The organism is Streptomyces sp. NBC_00704 (assembly GCF_036226605.1).
Lineage (GTDB): Bacteria > Actinomycetota > Actinomycetes > Streptomycetales > Streptomycetaceae > Streptomyces.
In genome coordinates this window covers 6,515,741-6,533,132 of sequence record NZ_CP109000.1, presented here as the reverse complement: position 1 = coordinate 6,533,132, position 17,392 = coordinate 6,515,741, and the positions used below count along the sequence as shown (strand labels likewise).

Annotated in this window: 15 protein-coding genes; 7 read left to right on the top strand and 8 right to left on the bottom strand. The window is 73.4% G+C overall.

All coding sequences use genetic code 11. The annotated features are described in order from the left end of the window. Positions 1 to 53: 53 nt before the first annotated feature. The 5 genes from pucL to OG802_RS28345 all read right to left on the bottom strand — a co-directional run bounded on the left by pucL (position 54) and on the right by OG802_RS28345 (position 2,686). Positions 54 to 983: a factor-independent urate hydroxylase gene (pucL, locus tag OG802_RS28365; protein ID WP_329414966.1), complete on the bottom strand. Its 930-nt coding sequence runs from the start codon at positions 981 to 983 to the stop codon at positions 54 to 56. A gap of 5 nt (positions 984 to 988) precedes the next feature. After that, positions 989 to 1,396 (bottom strand): hydroxyisourate hydrolase, encoded by a 408-nt coding sequence (gene uraH, locus OG802_RS28360; RefSeq protein ID WP_329414964.1) that lies wholly within the window; start codon positions 1,394 to 1,396, stop codon positions 989 to 991. Continuing rightward, complete coding sequence (uraD, locus tag OG802_RS28355) at positions 1,393 to 1,914, bottom strand: 2-oxo-4-hydroxy-4-carboxy-5-ureidoimidazoline decarboxylase (protein ID WP_329414963.1); 522 nt, start codon at positions 1,912 to 1,914, stop codon at positions 1,393 to 1,395. Before uraD ends, uraH begins: the two co-directional genes overlap by 4 nt. A gap of 158 nt (positions 1,915 to 2,072) precedes the next feature. Further along, positions 2,073 to 2,384, bottom strand: a complete 312-nt coding sequence (locus tag OG802_RS28350; protein ID WP_443055463.1) for a helix-turn-helix domain-containing protein — start codon at positions 2,382 to 2,384, stop codon at positions 2,073 to 2,075. 53 nt (positions 2,385 to 2,437) lie between these two features. Next, positions 2,438 to 2,686: a thiamine-binding protein gene (locus OG802_RS28345; protein ID WP_329414961.1), complete on the bottom strand. Its 249-nt coding sequence runs from the start codon at positions 2,684 to 2,686 to the stop codon at positions 2,438 to 2,440. Positions 2,687 to 2,949: 263 nt separating this feature from the next. On the opposite strand from OG802_RS28345, the gene OG802_RS28340 reads away from it, so the two are divergent. The 3 genes from OG802_RS28340 to OG802_RS28330 all read left to right on the top strand — a co-directional run bounded on the left by OG802_RS28340 (position 2,950) and on the right by OG802_RS28330 (position 5,568). Beyond that, positions 2,950 to 3,801: a TIM barrel protein gene (locus tag OG802_RS28340; RefSeq protein ID WP_329414960.1), complete on the top strand. Its 852-nt coding sequence runs from the start codon at positions 2,950 to 2,952 to the stop codon at positions 3,799 to 3,801. A 55-nt stretch (positions 3,802 to 3,856) separates the two neighbouring features. Continuing rightward, positions 3,857 to 4,747: a 2-hydroxy-3-oxopropionate reductase gene (locus tag OG802_RS28335; RefSeq protein ID WP_329414959.1), complete on the top strand. Its 891-nt coding sequence runs from the start codon at positions 3,857 to 3,859 to the stop codon at positions 4,745 to 4,747. A gap of 569 nt (positions 4,748 to 5,316) precedes the next feature. After that, complete coding sequence (locus tag OG802_RS28330; protein ID WP_329414958.1) at positions 5,317 to 5,568, top strand: hypothetical protein; 252 nt, start codon at positions 5,317 to 5,319, stop codon at positions 5,566 to 5,568. Positions 5,569 to 5,844: 276 nt separating this feature from the next. On the opposite strand, the gene gcl is transcribed toward OG802_RS28330, so the two are convergent. Next, complete coding sequence (gcl, locus tag OG802_RS28325) at positions 5,845 to 7,629, bottom strand: glyoxylate carboligase (RefSeq protein WP_329414956.1); 1,785 nt, start codon at positions 7,627 to 7,629, stop codon at positions 5,845 to 5,847. 207 nt (positions 7,630 to 7,836) lie between these two features. Here gcl and OG802_RS28320 point away from each other — a divergent pair, with 207 nt between their 5' ends. Then, positions 7,837 to 8,727: a hypothetical protein gene (locus OG802_RS28320; RefSeq protein WP_329414954.1), complete on the top strand. Its 891-nt coding sequence runs from the start codon at positions 7,837 to 7,839 to the stop codon at positions 8,725 to 8,727. Here OG802_RS28320 and OG802_RS28315 read toward each other — a convergent pair. Then, positions 8,724 to 10,466, bottom strand: coding sequence for an AMP-binding protein (locus OG802_RS28315; RefSeq protein WP_329414952.1), 1,743 nt, complete (start codon positions 10,464 to 10,466; stop codon positions 8,724 to 8,726). The two genes, OG802_RS28320 and OG802_RS28315, sit on opposite strands and share 4 nt — an antisense overlap. Next, positions 10,463 to 12,133: an AMP-binding protein gene (locus OG802_RS28310; RefSeq protein ID WP_329414950.1), complete on the bottom strand. Its 1,671-nt coding sequence runs from the start codon at positions 12,131 to 12,133 to the stop codon at positions 10,463 to 10,465. Before OG802_RS28310 ends, OG802_RS28315 begins: the two co-directional genes overlap by 4 nt. Before the next feature lie 194 nt (positions 12,134 to 12,327). Here OG802_RS28310 and OG802_RS28305 point away from each other — a divergent pair, with 194 nt between their 5' ends. The 3 genes from OG802_RS28305 to OG802_RS28295 all read left to right on the top strand — a co-directional run bounded on the left by OG802_RS28305 (position 12,328) and on the right by OG802_RS28295 (position 17,383). Continuing rightward, positions 12,328 to 13,185 carry a response regulator transcription factor gene (locus tag OG802_RS28305; protein ID WP_329414948.1) on the top strand — a complete coding sequence of 286 codons (858 nt, stop codon included), beginning with the start codon at positions 12,328 to 12,330 and terminating at the stop codon, positions 13,183 to 13,185. 242 nt (positions 13,186 to 13,427) lie between these two features. Beyond that, complete coding sequence (locus OG802_RS28300) at positions 13,428 to 16,274, top strand: helix-turn-helix transcriptional regulator (RefSeq protein ID WP_329414946.1); 2,847 nt, start codon at positions 13,428 to 13,430, stop codon at positions 16,272 to 16,274. 317 nt (positions 16,275 to 16,591) lie between these two features. Next, positions 16,592 to 17,383 (top strand): S1 family peptidase, encoded by a 792-nt coding sequence (locus OG802_RS28295; protein ID WP_329414944.1) that lies wholly within the window; start codon positions 16,592 to 16,594, stop codon positions 17,381 to 17,383. Positions 17,384 to 17,392: the final 9 nt, after the last annotated feature.

Sequence of the window (17,392 nt, the reverse complement as noted above, 5' to 3'; positions counted from 1 at the left end):
GGGTGCCGCAGGAGAGGTGGGTGGGGGTGAGGGGCGGGGTGCGGTGGGGTCCGTCAGAGGTTGGTGAGGTCCACCGGTATCCGGGCCTGGCAGCCGTCCCGCAGGACGGTGCCCTCGATCAGGCCGTAGGGCCGGTCGGCGGCGAAGTACACGGCGCCGTCCGCGGTGTCGTTCTTCAGCCCGAACGGCTTCAGGTCGACCAGGAAGTGGTGCTTGTTGGGGAGGGAGAAGCGCACCTCGTCGATCTCGTCGCGGTGCTCGACGATCCGCGCGCCCATGGCGTAGAGGGTCTGCTGCAAGGACAGCGAGTACGTCTCGGCGAAGGCCAGCAGCAGGTGCTTCCTCGCCTCCGTGTACGACTCGTTCCAGTCCGGCGCCGGCCGGGCGTCGTCGGTCCAGTTGTGGCGCCAGCGGGCGGTCACGTCGGTCGCCAGGATCCGGTCGTGCGTCTCGGGCAGGGTGGTGTACCCGTCCTTGACGTAGCCCCAGAACTCGGAGTTCGTCGAGTTCATGACGGTGAGGTCCTTGAGCCCGGAGACGACCTCCCAGGACGAGCCGTCGTAGGTGATCTGGGCCAGACGGGTCTCCTGGCCGCGGCGGACGAAGGAGTGCTCGTCCGTGCCGGGCGTCCGGATCCGCTCCCAGGAGTACTCCTCGACGCGGATGCGGGCGATCCGGATCGGCTCCTGCGAGGTGACGAAGTGGCGGGCGAGGTGGATGCCGAACTGCTCGGCGGACTCGATGCCGTGCTCCTTGGCGAACGCGTACACCGTGTTCTTGGTGCTGTCGGTCGGCAGGACGTTGGCGTTGGATCCGGAGTAGTGGACCTCGTCCATGTCGCCGCTGAGCGCGACGGACACGTTGAGGTCCTTGATGTGGTGGGTCTCGCCGTCCCGCGTGATCCTGACGACCCGGTTCTCGGCCTTGCCGTACTGGTTCTGGCCCAGCGTCACGGGGCGGGCGGGGCGTGAAGCGTCGGTCATGTCTGCTAGCTCCCTCGGTATACGGAGTAGCCGAACGGGTTGAGCAGCAGCGGTGTGTGGTAGTGCTCGCCCGGCACGACGGCGAACGTGATCGCCACCTCCGGGAAGAACACGCCGGCGGCACCGCTGTCCCGATTCGCGGGGGCGTCCTGCTGCGCATCGGCTCGCTGGTCGTCTCGGTGCTCGAAATACGCCTCCACGGCGAAGTCGAGCCGTACGTGGGTGGTTCCCTCCGGCAGCGCCGGCAGGTCCTTGCACCGGCCGTCCGCGTCGGTCGCGGAGCCGCCGAGCGCCTGCCAGTCCGCTCCCCGGCCGCCGCGGGCCGCGAGCCGGACGGCGACGCCCGCGGCGGGGCGGCCGACGGAGGTGTCCAGGATGTGGGTGGACACCGAAGCGGTGGTGCTGGTGCTCATGGTGTGTCTCGGTCCTCTTCGACGAGTCGGGCCAGGCGGATGCGGTTGATCCTGCCCAGTTCGCGGCGGACGATCTCCCGCTCCCGTTCCGGCGGGTTGCCGATCCGCTCCCTGGCCGCGTCGAGCATCTCCTCGGCGGTGCGGCCGGTGGCGCAGATCAGGAAGACGTGGCCGAACCTCTCCTCGTAGGCCAGGTTCAGTTCGAGCATCTCCGCCCTGAGCCGGTCGGAGGCGCCGGCCATGCCGCGCTGCTCGCGCGCCGAGGCCGGGTCGCCGGGTTTCGGGCGGCCGATCGGCGGATGCCCGGCCATCGCCTCCGCCAGGTCGGCGTCGGTCAGTTCGGCCGTGGCCGCGTCGCCGGCCCCGTACAGCTCGTCGGCGGACGCGTAGGGGCGGGCCGCGAGCACTCGGCTCGCCCACGCCGCGGAGGCGCACGCCTCCAGGAGCGCGGCGCGGGCCGCGGACTCCTCGAGGGCGTTGAACCGGGCCAGGCCCGGGAGCGGGGAAGTCGACGTCACGGGAGCCTCCGTGGCCGCGGAGAACGGCCTTCGTGCTTGAGCGGGCTGCGGCCAGCTAACGCCCCCGCACGACACCACGTCAACACTTTGTTGAAAATTCTCGGCGAGAGGCGTCCCTCGGGCCGGGCGGGCACGGGCGGGCGGACCGGTCAGGCCGGTCAGGCGCCCTTCTCGCGGTTGAGGTAGTTGTAGACCGTGAAGCGGCTCACCCCGAGCGCGCTCGCCACGGTCTCCACGCCGTGCCGTACGGAGAAGGCGCCGCGCGCCTCGAGTATCCGCACGACCTCCTGCTTCTCCTTGCGGTCCAGGTCGGCGAGGGGTCTGCCCCTGCGGCGCTCCATGGCGGCCAGGATGTGGTCGAGGGAGTCGGCGAGCTGGGGCAGGCGCACGGCCACCGACTCCACGCCCTCCCAGGTCAGGACGATGTCCTCGGCTCCGGCCTCGTCCGGCGGGAGCATCTCGCCGCCCATCGCGTCGACCAGCGGTTTGACGGCCGCGATGAAGGCCGCGTCGCCGCCGGCGCTCACCGCTCCTGCCCGACGACGTTGACCTGGAGCGAGACACGGGTGGCGCCCGCGCCCAGGGACTCGCGCAGCAGGGCGTCGACGGCGGCCAGCACCGCGTCGGCGGAGCCCTCGACGGTGTTGCCGAAGGGCCCGACGTCCACCGCGTCCAGGTCGGCGCGCTCGATCACCTCGCGGGCGGCCAGCGCGTGCGCGGGCGCCTCGTCGAGGTCGAAGGGCTCGGTGGTGAACTCCACTTTCAGTCGCATCGCGCCCCACACCTTCCTGAACGGGTCCCGGCCGCAGACGCCCGGACCCCCGACCTTAACGGACCCGGCGGACGACCACCCGGGAGTCCGGATTCAGTCCGGATTCCCCCTCGTCCGCCCGGAGCCGGCCGGCGGCGCAGGAGCGCGGCACCCCCTTGACAAGCCCCGGCCCACGACGGCAACCTTCCGTTAAGCAGAAACTAACTTCCGCAATATGGAAACTAGGCGGAAGCAGTCGACACGGAAGGGAGCGCGGAACCGCCATGGGATTCGAAGACCAGCGCTTCAGCGTCAACCTGTCGATCCTCTTCACGGAACTCCCGCTCCTGGAACGTCCCGCGGCCGCCGCCGCGGCCGGGTTCGGCGCGGTCGAGCTGTGGTGGCCCTGGATCGACTCGCCCACCCCCGAGCAGTCCGCACTCGACGCCCTGAAGCGGGCGATCGACGACGCGGGCGTACGGCTCACCGGCCTCAACTTCTACGCGGGACGCCTCCCGGGCCCGGACCGCGGCGCGCTGTCGCTGCCCGGCGCCGAGTCGGAGCGGTTCCGCGCCAACGTCGACGTGGCCGCGGACTTCGCGCGGACCCTGGGCTGCGGGGCGCTCAACGCCCTCTACGGCAACCGCGTGGCGGGCACGGACCCCGCCGAGCAGGACGCGCTCGCGCTGGAGAACCTCGTCCTCGCGGCCCGCGCCGCCGACCGGATCGGCGCGACCTTGCTGATCGAGGCGCTGAACCGGCCCGAGTCGCCGCTGTACCCCCTGGTGAGCGCGGGCGCCGCGGTCGGGATCGTCGACAAGGTCAACCGGGCGACCGGTCTCGGCAACGCGCGGTTCCTGATGGACCTCTACCACCTGTCCAGGAACGGCGAGGACCTCCCGGCGGTGATCGAGCGCCACGCCGCGCTGACCGGTCATGTGCAGATCGCCGACGACCCGGGCCGCGGCGCGCCGGGCACGGGCACGCTGCCGCTGGAGGACCTGCTCGACCGGCTGGCGAAGGCGGGCTACGACGGCTGGGTCGGCCTGGAGTACAAGCCCGGCGACCGGACGGGCGCCGAGGCGTTCGGGTGGCTGCCCCGCGAGGCCCGCGCCGCCCGCGCACCGCGCCGGTGAGGCCCGCCGCCGCGAAGCCCGTCGCACACACCCCCGCACCGAGAGGCGTTTCGTCATGAGCAGTCTTCCCAAGGTCGCCTGGATAGGCCTCGGCATCATGGGCTCCCCCATGTCCGAGAACCTCGTCAAGGCGGGCTACGACGTCACCGGCTTCACCCTGGAGCAGGACAAGCTGGACCGGCTCACCGCCGCCGGCGGCACCGCGGCCGCCTCGATCGCGGACGCCGTGCGCGACGCCGACGTCGTGATCACCATGGTCCCGGCCTCCCCTCAGGTCGAGGCGATCGCCTACGGGCCGGACGGCATCCTCGAGAACGCGAGGCCGGGCACGCTCCTGATCGACATGTCCTCGATCACCCCGCAGACCTCGGTCGACCTGGCGAGGGCCGCCGCGGACAAGGGCATCCGGGTGCTCGACGCCCCGGTGTCCGGCGGCGAGGCCGGCGCGATCGAGGCCGTGCTGTCCATCATGGTCGGCGGCGACCAGGCGGACTTCGACCGGGCCGAGCCGATCTTCGACGCGCTGGGCAGGACCGTCGTGCTGTGCGGCCCGCACGGCTGCGGGCAGACCGTGAAGGCCGCCAACCAGCTGATCGTCGCCGTCAACATCCAGGCGTGCGCCGAGGCCGTGGTCTTCCTGGAGAAGTCGGGCGTGGACCTGAAGGCGGCGCTGGACGTCCTGAACGGCGGCCTCGCCGGCTCCACCGTCCTGACCCGCAAGAAGGACAACTTCCTCGCCCGCGACTTCAGGCCGGGCTTCCGGATCGACCTGCACCACAAGGACATGGGGATCGTCACGGACGCCGCCCGCAACGTCGGCGCGGCCCTGCCCGTCGGCGCGGTCGTCGCCCAGCTGGTCGCGAGCCTGCGCGCGCAGGGCGACGGCGGCCTGGACCACTCGGCGCTGCTGCGGGCCGTCGAGCGGCTCTCGGGCGCGCGGGTCTGAGCCCGGCCCCCGAAAGCTTCCGGGCGGCGGCGTCGTCGACACATGTCCTGTCGCGCCCAGCGACGACCGCCGCCCGGAACCCCCCGCACCGACCGAACCCCACCGGCCGCACTCCCGCGGTTCCCGGTGGACGAGGAGCCGGTCCCCGCGCCCCCGCGAGGACCGGCCGCACGAACGGCCCGCACCGCGGGGACGGCCCGGATGAGGGGTGACCGTCCCGGCGCGTGCGGGTCCGGTGAGGACCGCGGCGGCGTGTGAGCCAGTGCGGTGGTGAAGGACCCGAGCGCCCTTCTCGACCTGAGGGAAGGCGTCCCCGGTTCCGTCGCACCCGCCGCGGTCCCCGCCCCACCGGGCCCCGTCCGGCGGCGCGAACGTCCTGTCGCGCCCAGCCTCGCGCCGTCGGACGGCCACACGACCCTGCACGACACGCCCCCGCCCCCCCGCCGACGGGGGCGCCCGCACGTCCGCACCCGGCGCAGCCGCCCGTCCGGCGGCCGTCCGGCGGCCGTCCGGCCGACGAAGAGGGCGTCCGACGTGCGGATCGCGCCCGTCCGCAGGACGCTGGGGGCATGGGCGATCCCGCGCGACCTCCGCACATCGTGGTGCACCCCCCGGCCCTGGACGGCTCCCGCCGGGTCACCTCCGGCGACGCGGTGCTCGGCCTCGCCACGCATCTCGACGACGTCGTGGAGATCCTGCGCCTGGCCGACCTGGACCGCATCGAGGTCGAGGAGGACGACCTCATCGAATGGCAGGGCGGCGGCCCCGACGACTGGCCCGGACTGTCCGAGGAGCACGGCGGGCCCGCGGACGCGCGATAGGGGGCCGGCGACAGGGACGCCACGGGGACGCGCCGGAAGGGCGGCCCAACCTCAAATCAACCTCTGAACGCTGTTCCGTGGGCTCCAACCGCCCCCGGAGTAGGGCACATTGTGTGCACGCGGGGCCCGCCGGCACGGGGGCGGCAGGTCCCGCGTGACGGGGAGGACGACGGGACGGGGGACGTGCCGTCCCTCCCCGGCACCGCACACGGAAGGGGCGGCCCGCTCGGGCCGCCCCTTCCGTGTCGGCGTCCGCGCCGCCGCCCTCGCTCCCGCTCAGACCTTCAGTGCCCGGACCGACGTGGGCGCGTGACCCGGCTCCGTGGCCAGTTCCTCGAACTCCACGACGTCGCCGATGTCGTTGGTGCCGCTCATCGAGATGTTGGTGACCCGCTCCAGGACGGCCTCGACGACCACGGGCACCCGGAACTCGGCGGCGAGCTTCTTCGCCTCCTCGAAGGCCGCGCCCAGCTCCGCGGGGTCCGTCACCCGGATCGCCTTGCAGCCGAGGCCCTCGACGACCTTGACGTGGTCGACGCCGTACACGCCCAGCTCCGGCGAGTTGACGTTCTCGAACTCCAGCTTGACCTCGAAGTCCATGTCGAACGCCCGCTGCGCCTGGCGGATCAGGCCCAGATAGGAGTTGTTGACGAGGACGTGCACGTACGGGATCTTGTGCTGCGCCCCGACCGCCAGCTCCTCGATCATGAACTGGAAGTCGTAGTCCCCCGAGAGGGCGACGACCTGTGCCTCGGGGTCGGCCTTGGCGACGCCGAGCGCCGCCGGGATCGTCCAGCCGAGCGGCCCGGCCTGGCCGCAGTTGATCCAGTGCCGCGGCCGGTAGACGTGCAGCATCTGGGCGCCGGCGATCTGCGAGAGGCCGATGGTGGTGACGTACCGCGTCTCGGGGCCGAAGGCCTTGTTCATCTCCTCGTAGACGCGCTGCGGCTTGATCGGGATGTCGTCGAAGTGCGTCCGGCGCAGCAGGGTGGCCTTCTTCTCCCGTGCGGCGGCCGCCCAGGCGGACCGGTCGGGCAGCGCGCCGGACGCCTTCGACTCCCGCGCCGCCTCGACGAAGAGGCGCAGCGCGGCCTTGGCGTCCGAGGCGATCCCGTAGTCGGGGGCGAAGATCCTGCCGATCTGGGTGGGCTCGACGTCGACGTGAACGAAGGTGCGGCCGGCCGTGTAGACGTCGATGCGGCCGGTGTGGCGGTTGGCCCAGCGGTTGCCGACGCCGAGGACGAAGTCGGACTCCAGGAACGTCGCGTTGCCGTAGCGGTGGGAGGTCTGGAGCCCCACCATGCCGGCGTTCAGCTCGTGGTCGTCGGGGAGGGCGCCCCAGCCCATCAGGGTCGGGATGACCGGAATTCCCGTCAACTCGGCGAATTCCCGCAGGAGTTCGGAGGCGTCCGCGGAGATGACGCCGCCGCCCGCGACGATCAGCGGCCGCTCTGCCGCGTTCAGCATGCGCAGCGCCTTGTCGATCTGCGCGGGGGTCGCGGCCGGCCGGTGGACGGGCAGCGGCTCGTAGGCATCCGGGTCGAACTCGATCTCGGTCTGCTGGACGTCGACCGGGAGGTCGATCAGCACCGGTCCGGGCCGGCCCGAGCGCATCAGGTGGAAGGCCTGCTGGAACACCCCGGGCACCTGCCCCGCCTCCAGGACGGTGACCGCCATCTTGGTCACCGGCCGGGCGATGGAGGCGATGTCGACGGCCTGGAAGTCCTCCTTGTGGATCACGGCGGTCGGCGCCTGGCCCGTGATGCACAGGATCGGGATCGAGTCGCCGATGGCGGAGTACAGCCCGGTGATCATGTCGGTGCCGGCCGGACCGGAAGTGCCGACGCACACGCCGATGTTGCCGGGGTGGGTGCGGGTGTAGCCCTCGGCCATGTGCGAGGCGCCCTCGACATGGCGGGCGAGGGTGTGGCCGATGCCGCCGGAGGCCGCGAGCGCCGCGTAGAACGGGTTGATCGCCGCGCCGGGGACGCCGAACGCGCTGGTGACGCCTTCGCGCTTGAGGATCTCGACTGCCGCACGGGCAGCGGTCATACGAGCCATGGAGTACTCCTGCTTCGACTGCTTCAGCTGCTTCAGCTGTCGGATTCGCTCTCCCGTCGCGCCCCGCGGTGAGCCCTTCCTCTGTCCACCGTTTCCGCACTTCCGTATTGCGGAAAAAGTTTTCTGCTATCTGGAAGCAATGTAAGTGGGTGCGCAAAGGTCGTCAAGAGACGGACAGGAGCGGACCGGAGGAGGACGATGGGGGCCATGTCCGAGAGCGTGCCGGTGCGCTGCCCGGCCTGTCGGCGCGAGCGCCGCTACACCGTGCCGTCCTACCCGTGCGCGTGCGGCTCCCCCGTCACGCCGGTGCTCGACCCGCGCACGGCGCCGACGGCCGTCGCCCACCGGGCCTGGGACGACGAGTGGATCGTCCTGGGCTGCCGCGCCTGCGGGCGCCGCGACCAGTGGCCGCGGCCCGAACTGGGCTGCGCCTGCGGAATGCTGCTGCGCATCCCGGTGACCGACCACGCGGCCGAGCCGGACTCCGAGACCGTCGGGGAGCCCGAGTCCGAGACCGAGACCGTCGCGGAGTCCGAGTCCGGGCTCGTCGCGGAGCCGGAGTCAGCGGCCGGGCCGGAGTCTTGCGGGGCGCGCGAGCCGGCGGGAGAGGCCGGCGACGGCCGGGGGTCCGTCCCTCCGCCGCGCCGGGGCGCGTTCCGGCCCGTCGCCATCCGTACCGCGCGGGACGTCGTGACCGCCGCGGCGCTGCACCTGAACCGGCTGGGGCACGGGGACATCCGGCGGGCCGACCAGCGGCCCACCTCCGGCATCGGCCTCGCCGCCCGCGGGCTCGTCGCCCAGGTCGACCCGAGCGTGCACCCGGCCTCGGCGCGGGACGTGGAGTGCCTGTGGCTGACGGCGATGACGGAGTCCGCCGAGTGCGTGTACTTCTCCCTCGCCGGGTACACCGACGACGCCCGGGAGAGCGCCGACCGGCTCGGTGTGCCGCTGTTCGTGCTGGACCTCACCGGCGCCCCGCAGCCGGTCAACGCCACGGCCGGCGCCCTCGCCGCCGCGGACGCCCGCGAGGGCGGGGACGCCCACGGCGGGCGTGGCGTCCGCGGCCGGGAGCGGCGCACACCGCCGCGGGACTCCTAGAGCGCGTACTTCTCGCGCAGTTCGATCTTGCGCACCTTCCCCGACACGGTCATGGGGAAGGCGTCCAGGATCTGGAGCCTGCTGGGGATCTTGTAGTGCGCCAGGCGGCCCCGGCAGTACGCGCGCAGTTCCTCCAGCGTGAGCGGGTCCGCGGGATCGCCCGGGATGACGCAGGCGAGGACCTCCTCGCCGTACTTCTCGTGCGGGATCCCGACGACCTGGACGTCCCTGATCTTCGGGTGGCCGTAGAGGAACTCCTCGATCTCCCGCGGGTAGATGTTCTCCCCGCCCCTGATGATCATGTCCTTGATGCGGCCGACGATCTCCACGTAGCCGTCCTCCCGCATCACCGCCAGGTCCCCGGTGTGCATCCAGCGCCCCGCGTCGATCACCTCGGCGGTCTTGTCCGGCTCGTTCCAGTAGCCGAGCATCACGCTGTAGCCGCGGGTGCACAGTTCGCCGGGGAGGCCGCGCGGCCGGGTCACGCCGTCCACCGGGTCCACGACCTTGACCTCGAGGTGCGGCAGCACGCTGCCGACGGTGCCGGTGCGGTGCTCCAGGTCGTCGTCCCGGCGCGTCTGGGTGGAGACGGGCGAGGTCTCGGTCATGCCGTAACAGATCGACACCTGCGCCATGTTCATCTCCGCGACCACGCGCTTCATCACCTCCGCCGGGCAGGGCGAGCCCGCCATGATGCCGGTGCGCAGCGAGGAGAGGTCGTAGGCCGCGAAGTCGGGCAGGTTCAGCTCGGCGATGAACATCGTCGGCACGCCGTACAGCGAGGTGCAGCGTTCCCGCTGGACGGCCTCCAGCGTGGCCTCCGGGTCGAAGGAGGGGGCCGGGATGACGACGCAGGCGCCGTGCGAGGTCGCCGCGAGGTTTCCCATCACCATGCCGAAGCAGTGGTAGAACGGCACCGGGACGCAGATCCGGTCCCGCTCGCCGTAGGCGATCGACTCCCCCACGAAGTACCCGTTGTTGAGGATGTTGTGGTGGGAGAGGGTGGCGCCCTTGGGGAAGCCCGTCGTCCCCGACGTGTACTGGATGTTGATCGGGTCGTCGCAGGACAACTCGGCCGCGCGGGCCCGGAGTTCCTCGTGGCCGCCGGGCGTGGCGCGGCGCAGCAGGGCGTCCCAGCCCGGATCGCCGATGTAGACGGTCTCGCGCAGGAGCAGGCATCTGCCGCGCACCTGCTCGACCATGGCCCGGTAGTCGCTCGTGCGGTGGCTGAGCGAGGCGAACAGCACCGAGATCCCGGCCTGGTTGAGGACGTACTCGACCTCGTGGGTGCGGTAGGCGGGGTTGATGTTCACCATGATCGCGCCGATGCGGGCGGTGGCGTACTGGACCAGCACCCACTCGGGGCAGTTGACCGCCCAGATGCCGACGCGGTCGCCCTTGGCGACGCCGCTCGCGAGCAGCGCGCACGCCAGCCGGTCGACGTCCGCGGCGAAGGCGGCGTACGTCCAGCGCCGTCCGGAGGGCACGTCGACGAGGGCCTCGCGGTCCGGCCAGGCGGCCACCGCCCGGTCCAGGTTCTCGCCGATGGTGTCCCCGAGCAGGCCCGTGGTGCTCGTCCCGTGCGCGTACGCCGGGCCGGGAGCGGACGCGACCGGCCCGCCCGCGCCCCGCCCGCCCGCGGCGGAGCTGTCCGGCACGGGGCTGTCCGGTGCGGGGCTGTCCGGTGCGGGGCTGTCCGGTGCGGGGCTGTCCTGCGTGGAGGGGGAGCCGCCGCTCATCGGACGTCCTCCTCGCGGTACTCGTCGGCCGAGCCCGCCGCCGTGGCCTCGCGCAGCTCGATGCGGCGGATCTTGCCGCTGACCGTCTTGGGCAGCGGGGCGAACTCCAGCCGTCGCAGGCGCTTGTAGGGGGCGAGGACCTGGCGGGAGTGCTCGAACAGCACCTTGGCGGTGTCCGGGCCGGGCTCCCAGCCCTCGGCGAGGACGATGTACGCCTTGGGCACGGCCAGGCGCAGTTCGTCGGGGGCGGGGACGACGGCCGCCTCGGCGACCGCCTCGTGCTCCAGCAGCGCGCTCTCCAGCTCGAAGGGGCTGATCTTGTAGTCGGAGGCCTTGAAGACGTCGTCGGCCCGGCCGACGTAGGTGAGGTACCCGTCGTCGTCGCGGCTGCCGATGTCGCCGGTGCGGTAGTAGCCGCCGGCCATCGCCTCCGCCGTGCGGTCGGGGTCGCCGTGGTAGCCGGTCATCAGGCCCACCGGGCGGGCGGACAGGTCGAGCGCGATCTCGCCCTCCCGGGCGCCCGGCGCGCCGGAGACCGGGTCGAGGAGCTCCACCCGGTAGCCGGGGCTCGGCCGGCCCATGGAGCCGGACTTCAGTTCCTGGCCGGGGCTGTTGGCGATCTGCACGGCCGTCTCGGTCTGGCCGAAGCCGTCCCGGACGGTGACGCCCCAGGCGCGCCGCACCTGTTCGATGACCTCGGGGTTGAGGGGCTCGCCCGCGGCGACGGCCTCGCGGGGCGGGGTGCGCAGCTGGGTGAGGTCGGCCTGGATGAGCATGCGCCAGACGGTCGGCGGGGCGCAGAACGTCGTCACGCCCGCGCGGTCCATCTCCGCCATGAGCCGGGCCGGGTCGAAGCGGGTGTAGTGGTGGATGAAGACGGTCGCCTCGGCGTTCCAGGGGGCGAAGAGGTTGGACCAGGCGTGCTTGGCCCAGCCGGGCGAGGAGATGTTGAGGTGCACGTCGTGGGGCTTGAGCCCGATCCAGTACATCGTGGCCAGGTGTCCGACCGGGTACGAGGTGTGGGTGTGCTCCACCAGCTTGGGGCGGGCGGTCGTGCCGGACGTGAAGTACAGCATCAGCGGGTCGTCGGCGAGGGTGGGGCCGTCGGGCGTGAAGCCGGCCGGGGCGCCGTAGGCGTCCTCGTAGCGGTGCCAGCCCTCGGGGGCGCCGCCGACCGCGATGCGGGTGTAGTCGCCGGGGACGTCGTCGAACTTGGCGGCGTCCTCGGCGCGGACCAGGACGTGCCGGACCCGGCCGCGTTCGACGCGGTCGGCGAGGTCGGCGGGGCCCAGCAGCGGGGTGGCGGGGATGACGACCGCGCGCAGCTTCATGGCGGCCAGCGCGGTCTCCCACAGCTCGGCCTGGTTGCCCAGCATGACGAGGACGCGGTCCTCGGCGGCGACGCCGCGGGCGCGCAGCCAGTTGGCGGCCCGGTCCGAGCGCTCCGACAGCTCGGCGAAGCTGAGCCGCGTCTCGCGGCCGTCCTCCTCGACGATGTGCAGGGCGGTGCGCCCGTTGCCCTCGGCGATGGCGTCGAACCAGTCCAGGGCCCAGTTGAAGCGCTCCGGCCGGGGCCACGCGAAACGCTCGTAGGCGGTCGTGTAGTCCTCGCGGTGCTCCAGCAGGAAGTCGCGGGCTGCGCGGAAGCGCTCCGTCGCCGTCGTCATCGGTCCTCCTCGCTCTCTTGGCTGTGTTGCCCGGGGCCGTGGGAACGCGCTCGACAGCGGCGCGTCCCTGCGGCACACTCCCGTGGCGCCGGACCATTGCGGGCGGCTCTCTGCCATCGTGTAATCCGTGATGCAGGTCTCACTACCCCCGAACGGGGGTGTGCGGCACGACGGCGCGCGGAAAGGGCGGCAAGGTGGCGGCGGACGCAGCCGGAACGGCTCAGATCGGCGGGGCGCTGATGCGGCTGCGGCGCGCGACCGGGCTGCCGGTCGCCTTCGGCGGGCTGGTGGAGCCGGGGCGGCAGCGGATGCGGATCAGCGAGTTCAGCGGGGCGGCCGGGCTCGCGCTGCGCGGGCTGGCGGTGACCTCGGGAAACGGTCTGGGCGGCAAGGCGGTGGCGCTGGCCCGGCCGTGCGCGGTGACCGACTACTCGCTGTCGCGGCAGATCAGTCACGAGTACGACGCGGCCGTCGCCGAGGAGGGGCTGCGCTCGGTGCTGGCGATCCCGGTGGTGGTGCGCCGCCGGGTGCGCGGGGTGCTGTACGGCGCGCTGCGCACGGCGCAGCCGCTGGGCGAGCGCACGCTGACCGCGGCGGTGCAGGCCGCGCGGGACGTGGAGCAGGCGCTGGTCGTCCAGGACGAGGCGCGCGATCTGCTGGCGGCGGCCGAGGAGCGCGCGGCGGCGGCCGCCGGGCCGGGTGGGGGTGCGGCGGCCGGCTGGGAGCAGGTGCGCGAGGCGCATGCCGCGCTGCGCGCCCTGGCCCCGCGGATCGCCGACCCGGTGCTGCGCGCGGAGCTGCTCGACGCGTGCGGGCTGCTCGCGCCGGGCTCGCCGGGTGAGCCGGAGCGCCCGGCGGTGGTGCTGGCCCCGCGTGAGCTGGACGTGCTGGCGTGTGTGGCGGCGGGGGCGACGAACGCCGCCGCCGCCGAGCGGCTGGGGCTGCGCGCGGAGACGGTGAAGGGCTATCTGAGGTCGGCGATGCGCAGGCTGGGCGCGCGCACCCGGGGAGAGGCGGTGGTCGCGGCCCGCAGGGCGGGTCTGCTGCCGTAGCGCGAGGCCGCCGCGCCCCTTCGGGGGCGGTGCGGCGCGGCCGCGGCGGGCGCCTTGCGGGGCGCCGGCGAGGAGCGATCACATCAAGCCAGGGAGCCCCTCACGACAAGCGATTATTCACTCACTGTCACCATGAATTTGCCTGTGCACCAGGTTGTTATATCCCTCACCACGCCGCGCCTCCGAATTTCAAAGAGTCGGTGCCTAGAATTTGGCCCGGACACGACACTCGGAGGGGAGCGGTGACCGTGCGACGGGACTTCAAGGAGCCTGCCCGATGCCGCCCCGACCTGGTCATCGGCAGGGACGAGCTGTACGCGACCGCCCGCGAGCAGCTGACCCGCGGCGGCAGTGTGCTGCTGCACGGCCCGGCCGGAATAGGAAAGTCGACCGTGCTGCGGGCATTGGCCGCGGATTACGGCGACGCGGCGCGCACCGTGCTGCGCTGCTCGGCCACCGAGTCGGAATCGCACCTGCCGTTCCTGGCCCTGGCCGATCTCTTCGGGCTGGTCCTCGACGAGATCTCGGACAAGCTGCCCGCCGCCCAGCGCACCGCCCTGGAGTCCGCGCTGACCGGCCGGGGCGAGTCGACCCTGCAACGCGACGGCCTCGCGCTGCGGCTCGCCGTCCTGTCGGCGCTGCGCGCCCTGGCCGCGACGCGCCCGGTCCTGCTCGTCGCCGACGACCTGCAATGGCTGGACTCGGCCAGCGCCGAGCTGCTCGGCTTCGCCGCGCGCCGCCTCGGCGACACCCCCGTCCAGCTGCTCTGCGCGGTCCGCACCGAGGGCCAGGAGTACGACCGCCATCTCCGCGCCTCCCCGCCCGACACGCTCGCCGTCCGCCTCAACCCGCTCTCGAGCGCCCAGGTCTCCGCGCTGCTCGACCACCGCGGCTACACCGACCTGCCCCGCTCGACGATGCGGGAGATCCACCGCACCAGCGGCGGCAACCCCCTCTTCGCGCTGGAACTGGGCCGCGCCCTCGGCGAGAACCCGACGCCGCCCCGGCCGGGCGAGCCGCTGCCGGTGCCGACCTCGCTGCGCGACCTGGTCCTCAGCCGCCTCGACATGCTCTCCGCGGAGGCCCGGCGCACCCTGCTGGTGGCCAGCGCCGGCGCCCGCCCCACGCTGGCCCTGCTGCACGCGGCCGGCCGCGAGAACGCCGAGGCGGAGACCGCGCGCGCCGCCGAGCTGGGGCTGCTGACGACCGAGCCCGAGGGGCCCGCCGTGCGCTTCACGCATCCGCTGATCTCGGCGGCGCTGTACGCGGAGGCCCCCGCCCAGGAGCGGCGGGCCGCGCACGCAGCGCTGTCCACCGCCGCGTCCGACCCCATCGAGCGGGCCCGCAACCTCGCCCTCGCCACCACCGGCACCGACCCGGAGGTGGCCGCCCGGCTCGCCGAGGCCGCCGCGCTCTCCCGGGACCGCGGCGCTCCCTCGGTCGCCGCCTCGCTCGGGCTGCTCGCCGCCCGGCACACCCCGCAGGACGGCACGCCCGCCGCGGACCGGCACCGGTTGCAGGCGGCCGAGGACGCGATCACGGCCGGCGAGGTGGACCTCGCCCGCGACATCGCGCGCGAGGTGCTGACGCGGGCCACCGTGGCCGCCGACCGGATCCGCGCCTGGGAGGTGGTCATCGAGGCCGCCGGGCAGGCGCTCGGCGACGTCGACGCCGTCTTCCCGCAGGCCCTGGCCGACGCCGGGGACGATCCCCGGCTGCTGGCGCTGGTCCGCTACCACCTCGCCTGGCGCAAGCTGATCGTCGAGGGCGACTTCTCCGAGGCGCGGCAGGAGGCCGCGCACGCGGCCGAGCTGGCCGCCCGCGGCGGCGACCGGCGCACCGAGCTGATGGCGCTGTCGTTCCAGTCGTCCACCGAGACCCTGATGGGCCACCCGAACGCGCCCGCGACCATCAAGCAGGCGATGAAGGAGCCGCAGGACCCGTACGTGGCCTGCCATCACAACGGCGTCGGCGCGGCCAGGTTCCGCTGGCTGATGATGAGCGACCAGCTGGCCGAGGCCCGTTCGACCATCACCGCCCTGCTGCGCGAGGTGCGCCGGCGCGGCATGGTCGAGAGCGAGGTGCACTTCCAGCGCTTCCTCGCCGAGACGGAACTGCGCTCCGGGCACTGCGGACGCGCCCTCGACCTGGCCCGCGAGAGCCTGCGGCTGGCCCGCGACTCCGGCATCGGCCTGGGGGCCTCCGCGATGCTGGCCTCCCTCGCCGAGGCCTCGGGCGGCGACGTCGACCGGGCGCTGGCGCTGGCCCGGGAGGCGGCGGAGCGCGCCGAGGAGGACGGCGACCAGATGTACCTCTCGCGCGCCCTCGCCGCGCTGGGCCACGCCCAGCTGGTGGCCGGGGACGCCGCGGGCGCGGTCGGCTCGCTGCGCCGGGTGCGGGAGCTGGAGGCCGGGCTGCGCATCACGGACCCGGCGCGCGGCCGCTGGCAGGGCGACCTCGCGGAGGCGCTGGTGCGGGTGGGCGAGCCCCGCGAAGCCCAGGACGTCATCGACGTCACGCGCGAGCACGCGCTGCGCCTGGACCGGGAGAGCGTGCTGGCCGTGCTGGACCGCTCGGAGGCGATGGTGCGGGCCGCGCTCGGCGACCACGAGGCGGCGCTGGCCCGGCTGACGTCCGTTCAGGACCGGCTCGCCAAGCTGGGATACGGCCTGGAGGAGGCGCGGGCGGCGTTCGCGCTGGCCCGGCTGCGCACGCTGCGGCCGGGGGCGGGGCCGGGGCCGACGTCGTACGACGAGGCGGCGCGGCTGTTCCGGCGGTGCCGGGCGCTGCCCTGGCTGCGTCAGGTGGAGCGGGCCGCCGCGGAAGGCGCGGCGGCGCAGGCGCAGCGGCCGGCCGCCGTCGGCCGGCAGCAACAGCAGCAGGCGTCCGACGTGCTGGAGGGGCTGGCCGCGATGGAGCGTCAGGTCGCCGCGCTCGTCATGGAGGGCGCGACCAACCGGGAGATCGCCGCGCGCCTGTTCATCAGCGTCAAGACGGTCGAGGCGACGCTGACGCGGGTCTACCGCAAGCTGGGGATCCGCTCGCGGGTGGACATCGTCCGTCTGGCGGCAGGACGTCACGCGAAGTGAGGAATCGGCGGGACAACGCTCCCGCAGCGGCTACCTGTCCCTAGTGGGTTTCTCCTGGCCGGTGCGCCGCGCGCGGCGGACGCATCGCGCGGTCCCGGGGCGACGGCTGCGGCCGCGGCCTGGCGCCCGCTTGGCCGACCGAGGGTTTTCCCTGCCCCAACTCCCTTAGGGGGTTCCCTCATTGGGGGCACCGGTGACCGAGCCCTAGCGTAAGGGACGTGCCGCTCGCCCGGGCACACGGGGGTCGGTCCCGCGTCCCCCGTGCTACCCCCCACACCCGCGCGACCCCCCACCGGCCGTCTCCATCGAGGAGTTCCATGCTCGGGCTCAACCGCGTGAAGAGGACCGCAGCAGTGGTCGCGGCGACCGCCGCCGCTGCGGTCCCGGCACTGCTCAGCGCCCCCACCGCTGTCGCGGCGCCACAGCCGATCGTCGGCGGCACGACCACCACGACCACCGCCTATCCGTTCATGATGCAGATCACCGACGCCTCGCAGAACCAGTTCTGCGGCGGGACGCTCGTCTCGCCGACCAAGGTGGTCACCGCCGCCCACTGCATGGCCGGCGAGACCACGAGCAGCGTGCGCGTCGTCGGGGGGCGCACCTATCTGGACGGCACCGACGGCACGGTCGCCCGGGTGAGCGGCATCTGGATCCACCCGGACTACACGGACGCCACCAGGGGCGACGACGTGGCCGTGCTGACCCTGGCGACGTCGATGCCGTACACCGCGGCGCCGTACGTGTCCTCGTCGCAGACCGGGGTGTACGCGGCCGGCACGACCGCCCGCGTCCTGGGCTGGGGCACCACGTCGGAGAACGGCGCCTCCTCCAACCAGCTGCGGACCGCGACCGTCCCGGTCGTGTCCGACGCCGACTGCACGAGTTCCTACGGTTCGGACTTCGTCCCGACCGACATGGTTTGCGCCGGATTCACCTCCGGCGGCACAGACACCTGCCAGGGCGACAGCGGCGGTCCCCTGCTCATCGGGGGCGCCCTGGCAGGGATCACTTCTTGGGGCGAGGGCTGCGCGGAGGCCGGTCACCCGGGTGTCTACACCCGGCTGACCGCCTTCTCCGACCTGGTGACCGAGCAGGTCACCGCGTAGCCGGCGCGC